15 protein-coding genes and 1 pseudogene are annotated in these 15,588 nt (G+C 31.0%); 8 read left to right on the top strand and 8 right to left on the bottom strand.

Annotated elements, in window-relative coordinates; all coding sequences use genetic code 11:
* Positions 1-73: 73 nt before the first annotated feature.
* Positions 74-1,003: a LysR family transcriptional regulator gene (locus tag PTSHG_RS07505; RefSeq protein ID WP_019108278.1), complete on the top strand. Its 930-nt coding sequence runs from the start codon at positions 74-76 to the stop codon at positions 1,001-1,003.
* Between the two features lie 90 nt (positions 1,004-1,093).
* On the opposite strand, the gene PTSHG_RS07500 is transcribed toward PTSHG_RS07505, so the two are convergent.
* From PTSHG_RS07500 to PTSHG_RS07490, 3 genes are all read right to left on the bottom strand, one after another.
* On the bottom strand, positions 1,094-1,735 hold the full coding sequence (locus PTSHG_RS07500; RefSeq protein ID WP_019108277.1) for an SdpI family protein: 642 nt from the start codon (positions 1,733-1,735) through the stop codon (positions 1,094-1,096).
* A complete protein-coding gene (locus PTSHG_RS07495) occupies positions 1,725-2,000 on the bottom strand; it encodes an autorepressor SdpR family transcription factor (protein ID WP_019108276.1) in 276 nt (91 codons plus the stop codon). The genes PTSHG_RS07500 and PTSHG_RS07495 overlap by 11 nt, the downstream gene beginning before the upstream one ends.
* A 140-nt stretch (positions 2,001-2,140) precedes the next feature.
* Complete coding sequence (locus PTSHG_RS07490; RefSeq protein WP_019108275.1) at positions 2,141-2,524, bottom strand: helix-turn-helix domain-containing protein; 384 nt, start codon at positions 2,522-2,524, stop codon at positions 2,141-2,143.
* Positions 2,525-2,730: 206 nt separating this feature from the next.
* On the opposite strand from PTSHG_RS07490, the gene PTSHG_RS07485 reads away from it, so the two are divergent.
* The 5 genes from PTSHG_RS07485 (at position 2,731) to PTSHG_RS07465 (ending at position 8,759) form a co-directional block, all read left to right on the top strand.
* Positions 2,731-4,086 carry a sodium/glutamate symporter gene (locus PTSHG_RS07485; protein ID WP_019108274.1) on the top strand — a complete coding sequence of 452 codons (1,356 nt, stop codon included), beginning with the start codon at positions 2,731-2,733 and terminating at the stop codon, positions 4,084-4,086.
* A gap of 8 nt (positions 4,087-4,094) precedes the next feature.
* Positions 4,095-5,168 carry an NAD(P)-dependent oxidoreductase gene (locus PTSHG_RS07480; protein ID WP_019108273.1) on the top strand — a complete coding sequence of 358 codons (1,074 nt, stop codon included), beginning with the start codon at positions 4,095-4,097 and terminating at the stop codon, positions 5,166-5,168.
* Entirely contained in the window at positions 5,158-5,721 is a 564-nt protein-coding gene (locus PTSHG_RS07475) for a hypothetical protein (RefSeq protein ID WP_148498688.1), read from the top strand. Before PTSHG_RS07480 ends, PTSHG_RS07475 begins: the two co-directional genes overlap by 11 nt.
* Before the next feature lie 70 nt (positions 5,722-5,791).
* A complete protein-coding gene (locus tag PTSHG_RS07470) occupies positions 5,792-6,544 on the top strand; it encodes an IclR family transcriptional regulator (protein WP_019108271.1) in 753 nt (250 codons plus the stop codon).
* Positions 6,545-6,869: 325 nt separating this feature from the next.
* Positions 6,870-8,759, top strand: coding sequence for an ABC-F family ATP-binding cassette domain-containing protein (locus PTSHG_RS07465; RefSeq protein WP_019108270.1), 1,890 nt, complete (start codon positions 6,870-6,872; stop codon positions 8,757-8,759).
* A gap of 279 nt (positions 8,760-9,038) precedes the next feature.
* Here the strand turns inward: PTSHG_RS07465 and PTSHG_RS07460 are convergent, their stop codons facing one another.
* Together PTSHG_RS07460 and PTSHG_RS07455 are read right to left on the bottom strand one after the other, a co-directional pair.
* Positions 9,039-9,686, bottom strand: a complete 648-nt coding sequence (locus PTSHG_RS07460) for an aspartate/glutamate racemase family protein (RefSeq protein WP_019108269.1) — start codon at positions 9,684-9,686, stop codon at positions 9,039-9,041.
* On the bottom strand, positions 9,683-10,570 hold the full coding sequence (locus PTSHG_RS07455) for a diacylglycerol/lipid kinase family protein (protein ID WP_019108268.1): 888 nt from the start codon (positions 10,568-10,570) through the stop codon (positions 9,683-9,685). The genes PTSHG_RS07460 and PTSHG_RS07455 overlap by 4 nt, the downstream gene beginning before the upstream one ends.
* 97 nt (positions 10,571-10,667) lie before the next feature.
* Between PTSHG_RS07455 and ypfJ the strand changes: the two are divergent.
* A pseudogene (gene ypfJ / locus PTSHG_RS09375) lies at positions 10,668-11,503 on the top strand (KPN_02809 family neutral zinc metallopeptidase).
* A gap of 33 nt (positions 11,504-11,536) precedes the next feature.
* Here ypfJ and PTSHG_RS07445 read toward each other — a convergent pair.
* On the bottom strand, positions 11,537-12,433 hold the full coding sequence (locus PTSHG_RS07445; protein WP_019108266.1) for a DUF368 domain-containing protein: 897 nt from the start codon (positions 12,431-12,433) through the stop codon (positions 11,537-11,539).
* Positions 12,434-12,559: 126 nt separating this feature from the next.
* On the bottom strand, positions 12,560-13,282 hold the full coding sequence (locus PTSHG_RS07440; protein WP_019108265.1) for a hypothetical protein: 723 nt from the start codon (positions 13,280-13,282) through the stop codon (positions 12,560-12,562).
* Positions 13,283-13,399: 117 nt separating this feature from the next.
* Here PTSHG_RS07440 and PTSHG_RS07435 point away from each other — a divergent pair, with 117 nt between their 5' ends.
* On the top strand, positions 13,400-14,746 hold the full coding sequence (locus PTSHG_RS07435; RefSeq protein WP_019108264.1) for a DUF438 domain-containing protein: 1,347 nt from the start codon (positions 13,400-13,402) through the stop codon (positions 14,744-14,746).
* A 41-nt stretch (positions 14,747-14,787) separates the two neighbouring features.
* On the opposite strand, the gene PTSHG_RS07430 is transcribed toward PTSHG_RS07435, so the two are convergent.
* Complete coding sequence (locus PTSHG_RS07430; protein ID WP_019108263.1) at positions 14,788-15,513, bottom strand: hypothetical protein; 726 nt, start codon at positions 15,511-15,513, stop codon at positions 14,788-14,790.
* Positions 15,514-15,588: the final 75 nt, after the last annotated feature.

Genomic DNA, 15,588 nt, shown 5'->3' with positions numbered 1-15,588 from the left:
TTGTATAATATTTAATTCAATAAAATAATTGTTGTTTTCTATTTTGTTTAATATTTTTATTGTGAGGTGTTTTATGACTCAAAACCAAAAAATTTTTTTGTTAGTTGCAGAAACTTTAAGTATAAGTAAAGCTGCGAAAAGAGCTTTTGTTACTCAACAATGTGTTAGTGATCATATTAAAAGAATGGAAGAAGAATATGGTACAAAGTTGTTTCATAGAAACCCTTATATGCATCTGACACCTGCAGGGGAAGTTGTTTTTAATTCTTTAAATAATATAGAATTGATTGAAAAAAATCTTATGAAAAGTATTTCGGATTTTTCTAACGAAAGAAAAGGTTCTTTTTCTGTGGGTATGAGCACTACAAGATCTAAATTGTTAATACCATTATTACTAAAAAGATATCATGAACTTTTCCCAAATGTTGAGATTTCATTTTTTAGCGGTGATACTAAAATTCTTGAAAAAAAATTATTGCATAATAAATTAGATATTTTTCTAGGAATAAATACCAGTTTAAATTTAGGACTTCATATTGAACATGTTTGTGAAGATTATTTATATCTTGTAATAAATAAAAAAATGTTTATAAATAATTTCTCACAATATGATTTAAAAAATTTTAAAAAAGGTGTTGATCTAAAATATTTTCAAAATATCCCAATGACTTTTTATAATGAAACTGGAGCATTAAATACACTACTACAGCAGCACTTAATAACTCATGGAATAGAATTGAATAATGTTGTGTGTCATACTAGCGAGTGCGATGTACAGATTGATTTATGTTTAAATAATGTTACATCTGCTATTGTCCCAAGAATGTTAGCAAATAATTTTTTACAAAATGATGAAATATACTTTTTTCCTATTAAAGATTTTAACTATCCTCTCCGTGTTGACATTGTTTCTAATCCTTATTTGGAAAAACCTTTATATTTAAAAGCTTTTATCTCATTATTAAAGGAAGAATTGCTAGAATTTTCTAAAGATACTTTATAAACAAAAAAAGTTACAAATATAAAATAATATTTGTAACTTTTCTTTTTAATATATGATAAGTTGTAAAATTAAATGCAATATAAATTAATGTTATATTCCCTTAGTGTAAAGATAGTATGAATAAATCATTGGAAGGACTACAACTATTGTCAAAGGGATAAAAATTATTAATTCGCTTTTTACAAAGGGTGCTGCAAAGAAAAATATCCCCATAAATATAAAGCAAATGCCACCAAATCTGTGAGTCCTTCTCCAATTCTCGTCGCTATTTAAAGTCCAAGGAAGTTTTATGCCCATGGTGTAATTTCTCTTGACCTTTGGCATATAATTTCCAATTGCTATAAATAGAATTCCCATTAAAAGAGCTATGATGACAGATGTATTTACATCTCTACCAAGTCCAGATAAGACCGTAATAATATAGACTACAAACATGATTATTGGCATGGACATCTTGCCTATAATCATTAGAAAATTATTCTGTCTCTCATTTTTGGGATCATTATCAAGCATAAAGCATAGGAATAAATTCATTAAGACTAAAAAACCATGAAGCATTACCATGGCATGAAACTTTGAGCTGTAGTCATCCGCTTGACCCTGAAAATTCCAGTGAGTTGGAAGCTCTGCTGGCATTTTGTTATAAAATAGGGCATTAAAAATTATCATAATTAAGATACATGCTATTACTGAAATTATACTGTTTTTCCTAAATCTAAATTTATTTTTCATTGTCTTCTCCTCTAAATTTTACAATCCAAGTAAGTATATCTTCGAATACTGAAGTGTTTAGTTCGTAATAAATAAAATTTTTCTCTTTAGTTTCGTAAATCAAATCCTGGTCTTTTAGCATTTTTAGATGATGGGATATTGTCGCCTTTGATAAGTCAAAGTTATCGGCAATCTCTCCTGCGTTCATTCTCCCATTTTTTTTCAACATATTTAAAATTTCAAGCCTTACAGGATCTGATAGGGCTTTAAAAGTTTCAGAAAACATATTGCACCTTCTAATCTATTTTGATAATTATCTAAATGTTTAATTTAATTATATAAAATTTTTATTAAAAGTCAATTCTATTTTGAATTATTTCGAATTAGAAATAAAAAATCTACAGACTAACTGTAGATTTTCATATATTATTTACTTTTTTCTTTAGCTAATTTTATTTTTATAGCTGCTTTATAACCAAATTCAATAAGATCTTCTATGAAAGTTTCGTCATTCAAAAAAGTTCTATCAATATCTTTTTGACAAAGTATATTATAAATTTTATTTTCTTTAAATGAACTTTGATCTTCCATAAAAACATGATTATTTTTAGAATTTTTTCTACCAAACATTTCGTCTATGGAAACATCAAACAATTCTGCAAGTTTAATTATTGTTTCTTTATCTGGAAACCTTTCATCAGTTTCATATCTCCCAATGGTTGGTCTGGATAAATTTAATTTCCCCGCAAGATCTTTTTGAGTCAAATTTCTCTCTATTCTTAGACTTTTAATATTATCTCCAAACGTCATAAACTCACCTAATATAAAAACTAACTAAAATATATCACAATAATTTTTTTATTTTACCTTATGTTCCGTATTGACGATTATTTTTGATTATTCCCTTGACAAGTTCCATTATGTCACATTATAATAGTTTTATAGAATTCTATTCTTTATCTAATTAAAGATAAAAATTATAAATATCCGGATAATTTTACTTTTGAGGTGAATTTATGGAATTTTCATTATGGGACTTATTGCAAGATGCTGCTTTACTAGGCTTATTAATGGTAATTGGTCAATTTTTAAGGGCAAAAGTAAAAATTTTCCAAAGCTTACTTATGCCCGCATCATTGATTGGAGGATTCATAGGATTAGCTTTAGGCCCTAGTGGCTTTAATATTTTACCTTTCTCTGATCAATTGTCTAAGTACTCTGGTGTACTTATAGCAATCGTTTTTGCTTGCACTCCTATTGGAGATGATTCTTTTACAAAAGAAGACTTAAAAGGAGTAGGAGGATTCTTTTATCAAAATACAGGCATTCTAATCCTTCAATATGCAGCTGGTATGGCTTTAACATTGGGCATATTGAATAAAATATGGAATCTACATGATTCTTTCGGTCTCGTTTTAGCTACAGGCTTCTATGGCGGTCATGGAACTGCTGCAGCCCTTGGTGCTATGTATAAGGAAATGGGATACCCTGAATTTTTGGATCTAGGCAATACGTCTGCTACCGTTGGTTTAGTTGGCGGTATTATTGTAGGAATGATGTTAATAAACTGGGGAACTAGAAAGAAGTATACAAACTTTGTTGATTCTCCAAAAGAACTACCAGAAGAAATAAAAAAGGGTTTAATTCCTAAAGATAAACAAAAATCTTCTGGAAATCTTACTGTTTCTAATATGTCATTAGATTCATTAGTTTTCCACTTATCCATAGCATTATTTGCTGCATATTTGGGAAGAGTTGCTTCTGTATTCATTAAAAGCAAGATAGATTGGTTGTCAATTCCTGTATTTGTTCTAGCCTTAGCTGCTGGTTACTTAGTTCAAGGAATTATTAAAGTTACTGGAACTCAGGAGTATGTGGACAGACCTACAATGCAAAGAATTAGTGGTTCTTCTACAGACTTATTAGTAGTTTCTGCTGTTTCTTCATTAAATCTTGGTGTAATTGCATCAAATCTAGCACCACTAGCAATTACATTTATATTTGGATTTATTCTAAATGTAATGTGGTTCTTATGTGTTAGTAAATATGCTTCATCTAAAAATTGGTTTGAAAGAGGAATATTAAACTTTGGTAGATCAAATGGGGTTGTTGCTACTGGTGTTTTATTAAATAGAGTTGTTGACCCCGATCAAAAATCTAGAGGTTTGGAAGATACTGGGCTTACTGATTTATTAAATCGTCCAATAGCTATTGCATTACAAGTTTTGCCACCACTTTTTATAAGTTTTGGTGGAAGATACCCTATGTACACAACTCTAGTAATGTGGGCTGCCTTTATTGTGCTTACGGTTATTGCTCTTGTGTTTAAATGGTGGACACCAGGAAAAATGCAAGGAAATCAACATAAATGAGGTGCCCTATGAGTTATGATATTATACATTTTGAAGCTTTGGGAAAAGAAGCTAACTATCTAGAAATAGAAACAAATAATTTAATTAAAGAAAATATTTTGCCCAAAAATTTTAACTCGCTTATAACTCCTTTAACAGTTCAAGAATATTTATCAGAAAATAATATTGAGTTACCTGAAATTATAACTACAAAAACACACTCAATTTTACCTGAGAAATATATTAACAGTACACATAAAAATAATATTATTACAAGAAGTGCTGGGTATGATCATCTTGAAGAATATCAAGACAAATTGAATATTGCATCTCTTCGAGAATATTGTGTCAATGCTGTTGCTCAAACTGCTCTAAAATTTGGACTATGTACTTGCGGTTTGTTAAACGAATATATTAAAAATACTCAGTCTTTTGAAAGGAATAAAACTAATTCATTTATTGAAATTAGTAAAAACAGAATTGTAACAGTTTATGGTGTTGGTAAAATCGGTTCTAAAGTATACCAATACTTTAAAGATATAGGTTTTACTGTTCAAGCCGTAGATATTAGAAGTGAAGAATTAAAATCTATGGAAAAATATAAAGATTTTAATTTTGTATGTAAAGAAGATGCCATATTAGAATCAGATATTATAGTAAATGTAATGAATTTAACAAAAATAAAAGATTCTAAATTTTACAATGTAAATTATTTTAATGAGGAATATTTGAGAAAAAACAAAAAGAATTTTATATTTATCAATGTTACTAGAGGAGAAATCGCTCCTGAAAATGTTCTTTTAAAATTATATAGAGAAAATAAAATACTCGGTTTAGGATTAGATGTTTTTAGTCATGAAGCTGAATTAACAGAAGACTTAAGAAGTCAAAATACATCTAATAATATCGATGTTTTAGCTGCTAAAGAAATTATTAACAATTCAATTTCGTTACAAGAAAATTTTTATGTACAAGCCCATCAAGGGTTCAATTCTGATTTAGCTGCAAAATCTAAAGCTCATGAAGCAATAGAACATTTAAAGTATTGGTACCAAAATGATAAAAAAGGATTTAAGGAACAATTACCTTATTATGAAGGATAAAAATAAAACTTTTTTATTTTTAACTTTAATTATCTTACTAAATTTTTTATTATTACCAATAGATTCTTATTTTCAAAATAACTATATTTATAGACTTTTAAATTTAAAAGATAAAAAATCTTTAATATTTGAAGATAAAAAAACTTTTTATCTTTATAATACTTCAGATGAAATAAATATATTTGAATTTAGAATTTGCGATAAAAAAATATACAATTCTATCAGTTCTTTTGATAAAAAAGAATTAGATAATTTGAAAAAAGACAACAACTTTATGCTAATATTGTCCCATCTAAATCTACAATCATATTTAGAAAATAACCTTCAAGAAGGTTCTCTAATAACCTTATTCTTTTTGAATAAAAAGTTAAATACAAATAACTATTGCAATAGCTATATTAATGGATGGGACTTTATTATAATAGACAAAGCTAAAAATAAATTGACACTTGTCAATTACGTTAAGTCGCGTGTTAACCTTTCTATATTAAAAGATATGCTAGATTATACATCTGGCATATCTTTATATTTTTTTATAAAATATTACTATTAAAATATGCTTTTTATTTCCTTTAGTGAAATACTTTCCATTATATGATATAATTTTATTGGAAGGTGAAACAATGATTCAAAGTTTAGTTAAAGCAGCAAATGTTTTAGATATATTAAAAAATGAAAATCGCGAACTTACAATTGCAGAAATTTCTGAATTTTTAAATATACCGCCAAGCACAGCCCACAGAATTTTATCTACACTTATTGATGTTGGATATGTCTCAAAGGACGATAGGACTCATCTTTATGCCCTTGGTCCATCTCTTATACCCCTAGGCATAAAGGCATCCTCAAAGTTGGACCCACAAGCTGTTGGTAAAGATGTCCTTGAAAATTTATCTGACATAACTCTAGAAGATTCTTTTTTCATAATAAAATCTGGAGACAAGGGACTTATGCTTTCCAAAGCAGAAGGCAAGCACACTCTAAAAATCGTAGAAAATTTTGGCATTGAGATTGATCTTCACAAGGGTGCAATTAGAAAGACAATCTTGGCTTTTCAACCCAATGATTATATCAACTATTACTTAAAAAAGGAACTCTCCGACTACCTAGATGCTCCTGTTGATAAGGAAATCTTGCGAAAAGATTTAATGGACATTAGAAACAAAAAAATTTCTGTGTCCGATTCAGAATATATTGAAGATGCCATTGGCATTGGTGCTCCTGTCTTTAATTATAAGGATGACTTAGTTGGAGCAATTGGAGTAGTTATTCCAAGAGAAAGAGTTACAGAAAAATCAAAAAAAGAATATATAGAAGCAGTGAAAAAATGCGGTATTGAATTTTCAAAAAATCTTGGATATTCTGAAGCTCAATAGTTTTTCTTAAAGTTGTGCCATTATGACACAGCTTTTTTTATTTGCCTAAAATTATTTTAATATTCTTAAATTTTTGTAATTTCTTAATTTTTTAATGAGATATTTAAAAAATTAAATTAAAATTCTCCTGTTTTTTGATTTTTCTATTTGAAAATTTCATAATAAAATCAATATTTTGCATTTTTTTGATTTTATTTGTTAGAAAACACAAAATAAAATCAAAATTTACTGTTTTTTTGATTTTATTTCCTTAATAAACTTCTTCAGCCATCTATCTACCTTTTAAAGATTTTCATTATTTGTTAAAATGTACTGGGAGGTCATTATGCCAATACTTAGCTTAACAAATATTAAAAAATCTTATGTTGACGAAGAAACTATTAGAGATGCAAGTTTAATAGTGGAAGAACGCGACAAAATTGGCCTTATTGGAATTAACGGCAGTGGCAAGTCCACTCTTTTTAATATAATTACAGAAAATCTCTCCTATGATGATGGAGAAATTTTTAGAAAAAAAGATTTAAAAATTGGTTACTTAGAGCAACAGCTAAATCTTCATCAAGAGGGCAGCATTTATGACAATTGCCTCTCTATTTTTTCTGATTTAATTGAGCTGGAAAAAAGTTTGAGAGAGCAAGAACATATTATTGCTGAAAATCCAGACAATTTGGAAGAAGAACTAAATAAGTATCAAAGGATGCAAGACGAGTTTCACAAGAGAGATGGCTACTCTTTTCATTCAAGAATTAGGGGAACTTTAATTGGTCTAGGCTTTAGTGAAGATGATTTTGATAAGGACATTTCCACCTTATCTGGTGGACAAAAATCTCGTGTGGCTCTTGCTATGCTTTTACTTGAAGATGCAGATTTGCTTCTCTTAGATGAGCCAACTAACCACTTGGACATTGATGCAATTTCTTGGCTGGAAAAATATTTAAAGGATGTTGACAAGGCGATTATTATAATCAGTCATGACAGATACTTTTTAAATAACATTGTCTCAAAAATTGTTTTACTTGAAAAGGGCGCTACAAAAACTTATTCTGGCAACTACGATAACTACATGAGGCAGAGAAAAAAAGATTTTGAGGTTTTGAAGAGACAATATGAAGACCAACAAAAGGAAATAAAGAGGCAAGAGGAAATTATAAAGAGATACTTATCCCTTGGTCGCGACAGGTTTATTAAACAAGGCAAGAGCAGGAAGAAAATGCTGGACAAGATGCAAAAAATCGAAATGCCTCAATCAAATAAAAAGACAAATTTATCTTTTTCTACAAAGAAAACATCAGGAAAAGATGTCTTGGAAATAAAAGATTTGTCAAAATCCTTTGATGATCACTTAATTTTTCACGACTTAAATGCCTCTGTATACAAAAATGACAAAATCGGCTTAATTGGTCCCAACGGCGTTGGCAAGTCCACTCTCTTTAAAATTATTGCAGGCGAGTTAAGTCCAAGTTCTGGTGCAGTAAAAATTGGGTCTAATGTGGACATAGCCTTCTTCTATCAAGAGCTTGACAACTTAAATTTGGACAATACTGTCATGGACGAGATTTGGGACGAATTTCCAAAGCTTGAACATTTTCAAATTAGAAAATATTTGGCAGAGTTTCTCTTTGTTGGCGATGACATTTTTAAAACTGTCGATGAACTTTCCGGCGGCGAGCGCGGAAGACTGTCTCTATTAAAAATTATGTTAAAGGGTGCAAACTTCCTTGTACTTGACGAACCAACAAACCACTTGGACATTGACTCAAAGGAAATCCTTGAAGATGCCCTCTTAAAATATGAAGGCACGGTCCTTTCCATTTCTCATGACAGATACTTTTTAAATAAAACTGTGGACAAAATTTTTGAAATGAAAAGTGACGGCATAAATGTCTTCTTGGGCAATTACGATTATTATTTGGAAAAAACCGCAGAAGTTGAAAGTCTTGATGATGACTACAAGTCAAAGACAGAAATAGCAAAAGAAAAGCGTGAAGAAAGAGAAGTCCGCAAAAAAAATAAAGCCCTTCGCAAAGAAAAAGAAAAATTAGAAAATGAAATTGCTGACATAGAAGAAAAGTTATCCACAATTGATGACAAACTGCAAGACCAAGATACTTACAGCGATTATCAACTAGCCAATAATTTATCAATAGAGCGTCAAAGCCTTGCAAATACTTTAGATGAGCTCTATGAAGCTTGGATGGAATTAGAAGAAAATTAAAAGATTTCAAAAAATCTTTTCCACAGGACTTTTTGTGATAACTACTTTATCCCCAATCTTATGCACATTATCCACAGGCTAATAAACATCTGTCTTGAAAAATAGTGCACAATTCATGCACATTTTGAAAAAATTATCATTAAACACAAAAAATGTCTATATTTTCAAATTATTAACTGAATTTCTACAAAAAATATACAATCTTATCCACAATTTTTTAAAATTTATCAACTTATGTGTATAAATTACAAAAGAGCTGCCTAAAAACAGCTCTTTTTGTTATCTATCATTTAGTCTTTTTATCATGTTTTCTGCAGGGTCTAAAATTTCTATTTCTGTCAATTTTTCAAATTCTTCCTTCATATAAGGAAAGTGAGTGCAAGCGAGTATTATCCCACTGGGCTTTCTTTCCATCCTGTTAAAAAAGTTAAATAAATCTTTAAGCCCAAGCTTATTCACAATTTCTTCTGGTGGAGTTTTCCTTTCGATTTCTTCTACAAGAGCAAGAATTCCAATTGCAATTGTGTTCCTAAAGGTTTTTTCTGACAAAATTTTATCTATGCCATGAGCAGATTTTGAATTTGCCGCAAGAATAACTATGTCCTCATACTTTTTATCCAAAGTCCTATAAAAGTCCATTGGCGTTACTATTTGGATGTCCTGGCTATGAGATATAGCATCCACATCAATTGATGCAGAAAGGGAATTGCAATAGAAAAAAATTTTTTCTGCCCCTTCTTTTTTTGCCTCTACAATTTTTTCTTCAACGATATTTGTCAGCTCTTCTTTTGAGTAATATTGGAGGCATGACTGTTCTTTGGGATTTTTTGAAATTGGATAGCTTAAAGTTTCAAATCCTCTGTCCCTTAAAATTTCTTCTCCCATTTTTGTGTCCACAAAAGTTCCAGCAAATACTCCTACCTTCATTTTCTCACTCCTTTAAAATAAATCCACTTCAAAGCCTTGGGCAAAATCTTATATTCAATTTCCTTTGCAGAATAGATTTCTCCATCAATGTTATATAAAAATTCTCTGTCCGATAAAATTTTTCCTGACCTAGTTAAAACTTCTCTCACGCCACTTTTCCCCAAATGATTTCCCTTTCTGTACGATGTAAATAAGCTTGCTATCCTAAGAGGGCTCATCTTCTCTGCCAAAATTAAATTTAATAGACCATCGTCAATCTTGCCTCTAGGAGATGGATTAAAACCATTGCCATAGTAGGAGCCATTGCAAAGAGCTGAAATTAAAAATTTGCCAGATAAATTCAATTCTTCATTATTTTCATCTAAAGCTGAAATTTTTAAATTCACATTTTCCAAATTCATTACAGATTTTATAACTCCATAGAGATAAGCGACCTTGTCATTTGCTTTTTTATTTTTCAAAAGCTCATAAGTGTATTTCAAGACATTGGTGTCAAAGCCAAGGCTAGTGACATTTATACAAGTTTTTCCATTTACTTCTATGAGATCAATGGGAGAAATTTCATACTCGAAAATATTTTCTAACTTAAAGTTATTGTAGGAAAAATTTTTAGAAAAGTCATTGCCTGTTCCACCTGGTATAAGTCCAAGAGCAGTTTCACTTCCACAAAGGACACTTGCAACTTCAGATAGAGCTCCATCGCCACCCTTTATGTATAAAATATCGCCACCACTGTCTTTAAATTCTTTGGCAAATAAAATTGTGTCCTCTTTTTTCTGCGTTATTTTTATTTCGTCTTTGTCAAAATATTTTAAAAGTTCTCTTTCAAATTCTCTGTCATAATACCTTCCAGATTTAGAACTTATTATAAATAGTTTTTTCATCTTTTCACCACTTACATTTTATTATATTAAATATAAAAAATTATTCCAATAGAGTTCTTTTGTTTATTTTGGGTATGAAATTAAAAGGAGGGATATTATGAAATGGAGAGGACGAAGACAAAGTTCAAATGTCTCAAGAAGTAAGGGCGGCGGAGTAGCCCTTGGTGGCGGTGGACTTATCATTGCATTAATAGTTTTTTTACTTACAGGAAATCCACGAGATGCCATTCGCTCTGGCTTTGGAAGTGCAGAGCCTTCAAGGACACAAAATTATGAACTTACAGAAAAAGAAAAGACTTTATATGATTATTCAGCAGTAGTCCTTGCGGATACAGAGGATGCCTGGCATGAAATATTAAAAAATGAAGGAATTGATTATAGAGAACCCAAACTTAAAATTTTTAAGGGTCAGGTAAAGTCTGGCTGTGGACTTGCAAGTGCAGGAATGGGCCCTTTTTATTGCTCAAGAGATGAAGCTCTATACATGGATTTATCTTTTTATGATTCACTAATAAGAGACTTTGGGGCAGACGAGGGAGACTTTATCTTGTCCTATGTAATTAGCCATGAAGTTGGCCACCATGTCCAACAAGTTACAGGAATTATGAGCCAGTACCAAGAGATGATGGGAAAATTATCTGAAAAAGAACAGAATGCACTCACAGTTAGGCTTGAACTTCAAGCAGACTACCTTGCAGGCGTAGTTGCAAGATATCAAAAGGACAAGGGTTATCTGGATCCAGGAGATATTGATGAGGCAATATCAGCTGCTTGGTCCATTGGCGATGACACCTTGCAAAAAAATCTCAAGGTTATGTGAGACCAGAGTCCTTCACTCATGGTTCAAGTGAACAGAGAACTCGCTGGTTCAAAAAGGGTTATGAAGCAGGTAACCTTTCAGCTTGGGATACTTTTTCTGCAAAAAGTCTTTAAATTTTAATATTTTACAGAAAAAAAGGCTGTGGATTAATTTTCCACAGTCTTATTTTTTTTGACATCAGTCATCATCTTTATTATTTCTAAAATAAATAAAATTCCTATTCCAACAACAAAACCAAGTAGGCTAAAAGTGTCTCTACTTAATGGCAAATTTCCTCCGACAGTAGTTGGACCCATGACTATGGCATAAAGGGAGCCCACAATCATGCCAAGAATAAGATAGAGCATCTTGTCTCTACTTTTTCTCATCTTGTCCCTTATTATCCTAATTGACATAAAAATTCCAAATAAAATTCCAAGAGACATTACAATGAGTGGCAAAATTTTTTCAAAATTAAAGCGAAGGACTTCCCCCACAGCTTCCACTACTGGAATGTAAACTCCTGCTATTAGTAAAATCGAAGAGCCTGAAATCCCTGGCAGAACCATGGCAGAGATTGCCACAGCACCAGATAAAAATAAATAAAAATATTCGAAAATATTGGGATTTATTAAATCAAAATTTCCAATGAACTTGCTTTTGCCCTTAAAATAAACTAAGAGAACAACAATTATTACGCCAATAAAAATAAAATAAAAATTATTTTTATTCTCTCTCAAAATTTTCTTCTCATCTTTTATTAAAAAGGGAAGAGACATTATTGTAAGCCCCAAAAATACTGATGACATAAAATAAATTTCACTTTGAAATAATTCTGACAAGAAAAAAATGCTTAAAAATAGTCCAAAGACCCAACCAAGGCCAAGTTTTAAGAGATAAAAAAAGGCTGAGTTTCTCTCTTTCTTTTCTCCTTCAAAAAACTCGTGTAGAGCTTCAATAAATTTATCATAAAAACCTAGTATAAAAGCAATGGTGCCGCCGCTCACTCCAGGTACAGAATCGGCAAGGGCCATTGTCATACCGTGAAAAATATTAACTAACATACTTCCTCCATTCCTCTATAATAACATTAAATCAAATACTTTTTTATTAATTTATGGTAAACTTTCTTAAATTTCTATTAAGAATAAAAAAATCCACTACATTAAGCAGTGGAAAATTTATAAGCCTTATATAATTTCTGTATCTTCTCTCATGTCATCGTAAATGCCTTCTATATTGTCCAAGTATATATCAGAGAGCCTTGCAATATAGTTTGGTCCCATAATAACAGCTGCTAATGATGCAACCATTATGGCAATAACGGAGATTGTTAAAAACTCTGGCATAGACTTTGCAGGAATTATCATAACAAGTGCCACAATTAAAGAAATAATTGTAACCTTAAAAACTTTTACGCCCATTATAAAAGTTTCAGAAAATAATTTAAAGCCTGCCTTTAGAATAAGTTTTAAGCTAGTAAAAAAGGGAAGGCCCCTATATCTCTCATCAGCCATGACAAAATTTAAATAGGCAAAAATAATAGAAAAGAATGCTGTTACTAACATATATAAAATTGAAATGAATATAAAACTTCTCATGCCAGAATCAGTCAATACAGCAGCAGTTCCTGAAGTTATAGTTGAAAATATAAGTCCAAGGGCACTTATTGCTCCAACTAAAATATTCATCAAAAAAACTTTTCCCGTAATTGTCTTTATTCCTCTAAAATATTCACTAAAACTTCCTTCTCTGTTGTATAAAAGACCTCTACAGATTATGTAATTAATAATCCAAGTAAATATTATTCCAATTATAGAAAGATTTCCATCATAAATTTTTTCAAAAACCCCACTAATAATTCCACTTAAAATCATTAAAAGAATAACTGAAGCGTAATTAAATTTTCTCATAGTAACCTCCTATCTATGTATAACTTTATTTTATCACAAAAGATATTTTTAAAAAACTTTTTTACATTAAGACTCCCTTTGGGTATATAAATTAAAAAATAAATTATAGGAGGAAGTATGAAAAATATAAGTATAAATGAACCTGTGGCAAGTCTTGTGGAAAAATATCCTGACTTGAAAAATATTTTAAAGGATATTGGTTTTAGTGAGATTACAAATCCCTTGGCACTTTCTAGTGTCGGAAAATTCATTTCAATAAAAAAGGGAGCTGGAATAAAAAATATTGGCCTCGACATAATTAGGGAAAAATTGAAGGAAGGGGGCTTTAATATCATTGAAGATGAAGATTCTCAAGATAATCCTTCAGATGAAGGCAAGAGGCTTGAGCTTTTAAAGTCCTATATTGAAAGAGTTTCCAAGGGCGAGGACCTGGAGGCTGTTAGAAGTGACTTTGTTAAAAATTTTAAGGATGTTTCTTCAAAGGAAATTGTTGCGGCAGAAGAAAGCCTAATAAAAAGTGGTCTTCCCCTTGAAAAGGTTCAAAAACTTTGCGACATCCACTCCGCCCTCTTCCACGAAAGCAATATTATAGACGAGAGCCAAAAGGACCTTGAAAAAATTCCTGGCCATCCCTTAAATATTTTAAGCCTAGAAAATAAAAAAATTAAGTCCTTGGCTGATGAGGTTAAGGAAGGTGAAGACAAGATAAAAAAGATAAGTGACCTTTTAAAAATTAATTCTCACTATGGAAAAAAGGCTGGACTTATCTACCCTCTTTTGAAGACAAAGTACAAGATAAGTGGCCCAAGTGATGTTATGTGGGCTGTTGACGATGAGATAAAAAGGGACCTATCAAAGATTATTAAGGCAAATTCTTATAATCCAGAGGACCTCAATAAAATTTTAGACAGGGTTTATGAAATGATTTATAAGGAAGAAAATATTCTCTTCCCACTTTTAAAGGAAAACTTCACAGAAGAAGAGTGGAATAAAATTTATGGTGACCTTGGGGAGTATGGACTAGACCTAGTGGATGAGCTTCCTCTTTGGAAGGACTACAAGCCTCAAGAAATTTCCCCAAAAGAAAAAATTTCTTCTGGAAGTCTAGACTTTGAAACTGGAAGTTTAAAGCTAAATGAGGTCATGCAAATTCTAAGGACCCTTGATGCTGAGCTTACCTTTATAGATAAAGATGACTTGGTTAGGTTTTATTCTGAGGGCGAAAACAAGATTTTCCCTAGGCCTAAGTCCTGTTTAAATAGGGATGTAACTTCTTGCCACCCACCAAAAGTTGTGCCAATGGTTAAGTCCTTGCTTGATGATTTTAAAAACAAGAGGAAGGACCGTCTGGTAATGTGCAGGAATATTAAGGGGAAGAAAATCCTTGTTAAGTACCTTGCAGTCTATGAGGATGGGGAATATATAGGCACCTTAGAAACAGTTGAAGACATAAGCCAATACTAAGGATATAAAAAAAGAAGCCACTATCAAGGTGACTTCTTTTTTTATAAATCTTCTTCAACTGACTTGGAATAAATTCCCTCATTGTTTTCTTCATAAATATCAGCTAGGCTTGCACGAAATCTTGGTGTGCAAAGGAAAAAAGCGATAGCAGCAATTCCACCAAATAAAAATGTAAATATAAGCCCTGATGGACTTTTAAGAGATAAAATTCCTGTGACAAGGGCTACGGGCCCTGTTAATAAGGAAATCTTATAGGCTCTAAGACCTGCCATAAAACTTTCCTTAAATAATTTTAAACCTGCCCTTATAATGAGCATAAAAGAATCAAAAAATGGAAGGTCCCTGTATCTCTCATCTGCCATAAAAAAGTTCACATAGGCAAAAAGAAGAGATAAAAGAATTGTTATTAGGACGATTAAAACTATTGCGATTATTAAAACCCTTGTATTATTTATTGCAAAATGCGTAAATAAAAATCCTGCTCCTGATATAAGTAGGGCAAACATAAGTAAGATGACAGTTATAACTCCCACTAAGATGTTCATTAAAAAGACCTTGCCTGTCATGGTTTTTATTCCCATAAAATATTCAGAAAAACTTCCCTCTCTCTTATAAAGAAGTCCCCTGCAAATTATGTAGTCAGTAATAAAAGTGACAAAGCCTCCAAGAATTGACAAGTTGCCGTCAAAAATGTTTTGCAAGATTCCAACAATTATTCCATTGGCTATAAGTATTAAGATAATAGATCCGTAATTGTACTTTCTCATTGTGACCTCCTCTTGTTCCTCTTGTATCTTGATTACATTTTAACACAAAAAATACATTTTAAAAAATTTTATATT

Source organism: Peptoniphilus senegalensis JC140 (assembly GCF_000321025.1).
In the GTDB taxonomy this organism is placed as follows: Bacteria; Bacillota; Clostridia; order Tissierellales; family Peptoniphilaceae; genus Peptoniphilus_A; species Peptoniphilus_A senegalensis.
Note: the sequence above shows the minus strand (reverse complement) of the source record. Positions and strands in the feature narration are given on the sequence as shown.

Coding starts and splice junctions, on each gene's coding strand:
- PTSHG_RS07505 (WP_019108278.1), top strand. CDS start 74: ATGACTCAAAACCAAAAAATTTTTTTGTTAGTTGCAGAAACTTTAAGT.
- PTSHG_RS07500 (WP_019108277.1), bottom strand. CDS start 1,735: ATGAAAAATAAATTTAGATTTAGGAAAAACAGTATAATTTCAGTAATA.
- PTSHG_RS07495 (WP_019108276.1), bottom strand. CDS start 2,000: ATGTTTTCTGAAACTTTTAAAGCCCTATCAGATCCTGTAAGGCTTGAA.
- PTSHG_RS07490 (WP_019108275.1), bottom strand. CDS start 2,524: ATGACGTTTGGAGATAATATTAAAAGTCTAAGAATAGAGAGAAATTTG.
- PTSHG_RS07485 (WP_019108274.1), top strand. CDS start 2,731: ATGGAATTTTCATTATGGGACTTATTGCAAGATGCTGCTTTACTAGGC.
- PTSHG_RS07480 (WP_019108273.1), top strand. CDS start 4,095: ATGAGTTATGATATTATACATTTTGAAGCTTTGGGAAAAGAAGCTAAC.
- PTSHG_RS07475 (WP_148498688.1), top strand. CDS start 5,158: ATGAAGGATAAAAATAAAACTTTTTTATTTTTAACTTTAATTATCTTA.
- PTSHG_RS07470 (WP_019108271.1), top strand. CDS start 5,792: ATGATTCAAAGTTTAGTTAAAGCAGCAAATGTTTTAGATATATTAAAA.
- PTSHG_RS07465 (WP_019108270.1), top strand. CDS start 6,870: ATGCCAATACTTAGCTTAACAAATATTAAAAAATCTTATGTTGACGAA.
- PTSHG_RS07460 (WP_019108269.1), bottom strand. CDS start 9,686: ATGAAGGTAGGAGTATTTGCTGGAACTTTTGTGGACACAAAAATGGGA.
- PTSHG_RS07455 (WP_019108268.1), bottom strand. CDS start 10,570: ATGAAAAAACTATTTATAATAAGTTCTAAATCTGGAAGGTATTATGAC.
- PTSHG_RS07445 (WP_019108266.1), bottom strand. CDS start 12,433: ATGTTAGTTAATATTTTTCACGGTATGACAATGGCCCTTGCCGATTCT.
- PTSHG_RS07440 (WP_019108265.1), bottom strand. CDS start 13,282: ATGAGAAAATTTAATTACGCTTCAGTTATTCTTTTAATGATTTTAAGT.
- PTSHG_RS07435 (WP_019108264.1), top strand. CDS start 13,400: ATGAAAAATATAAGTATAAATGAACCTGTGGCAAGTCTTGTGGAAAAA.
- PTSHG_RS07430 (WP_019108263.1), bottom strand. CDS start 15,513: ATGAGAAAGTACAATTACGGATCTATTATCTTAATACTTATAGCCAAT.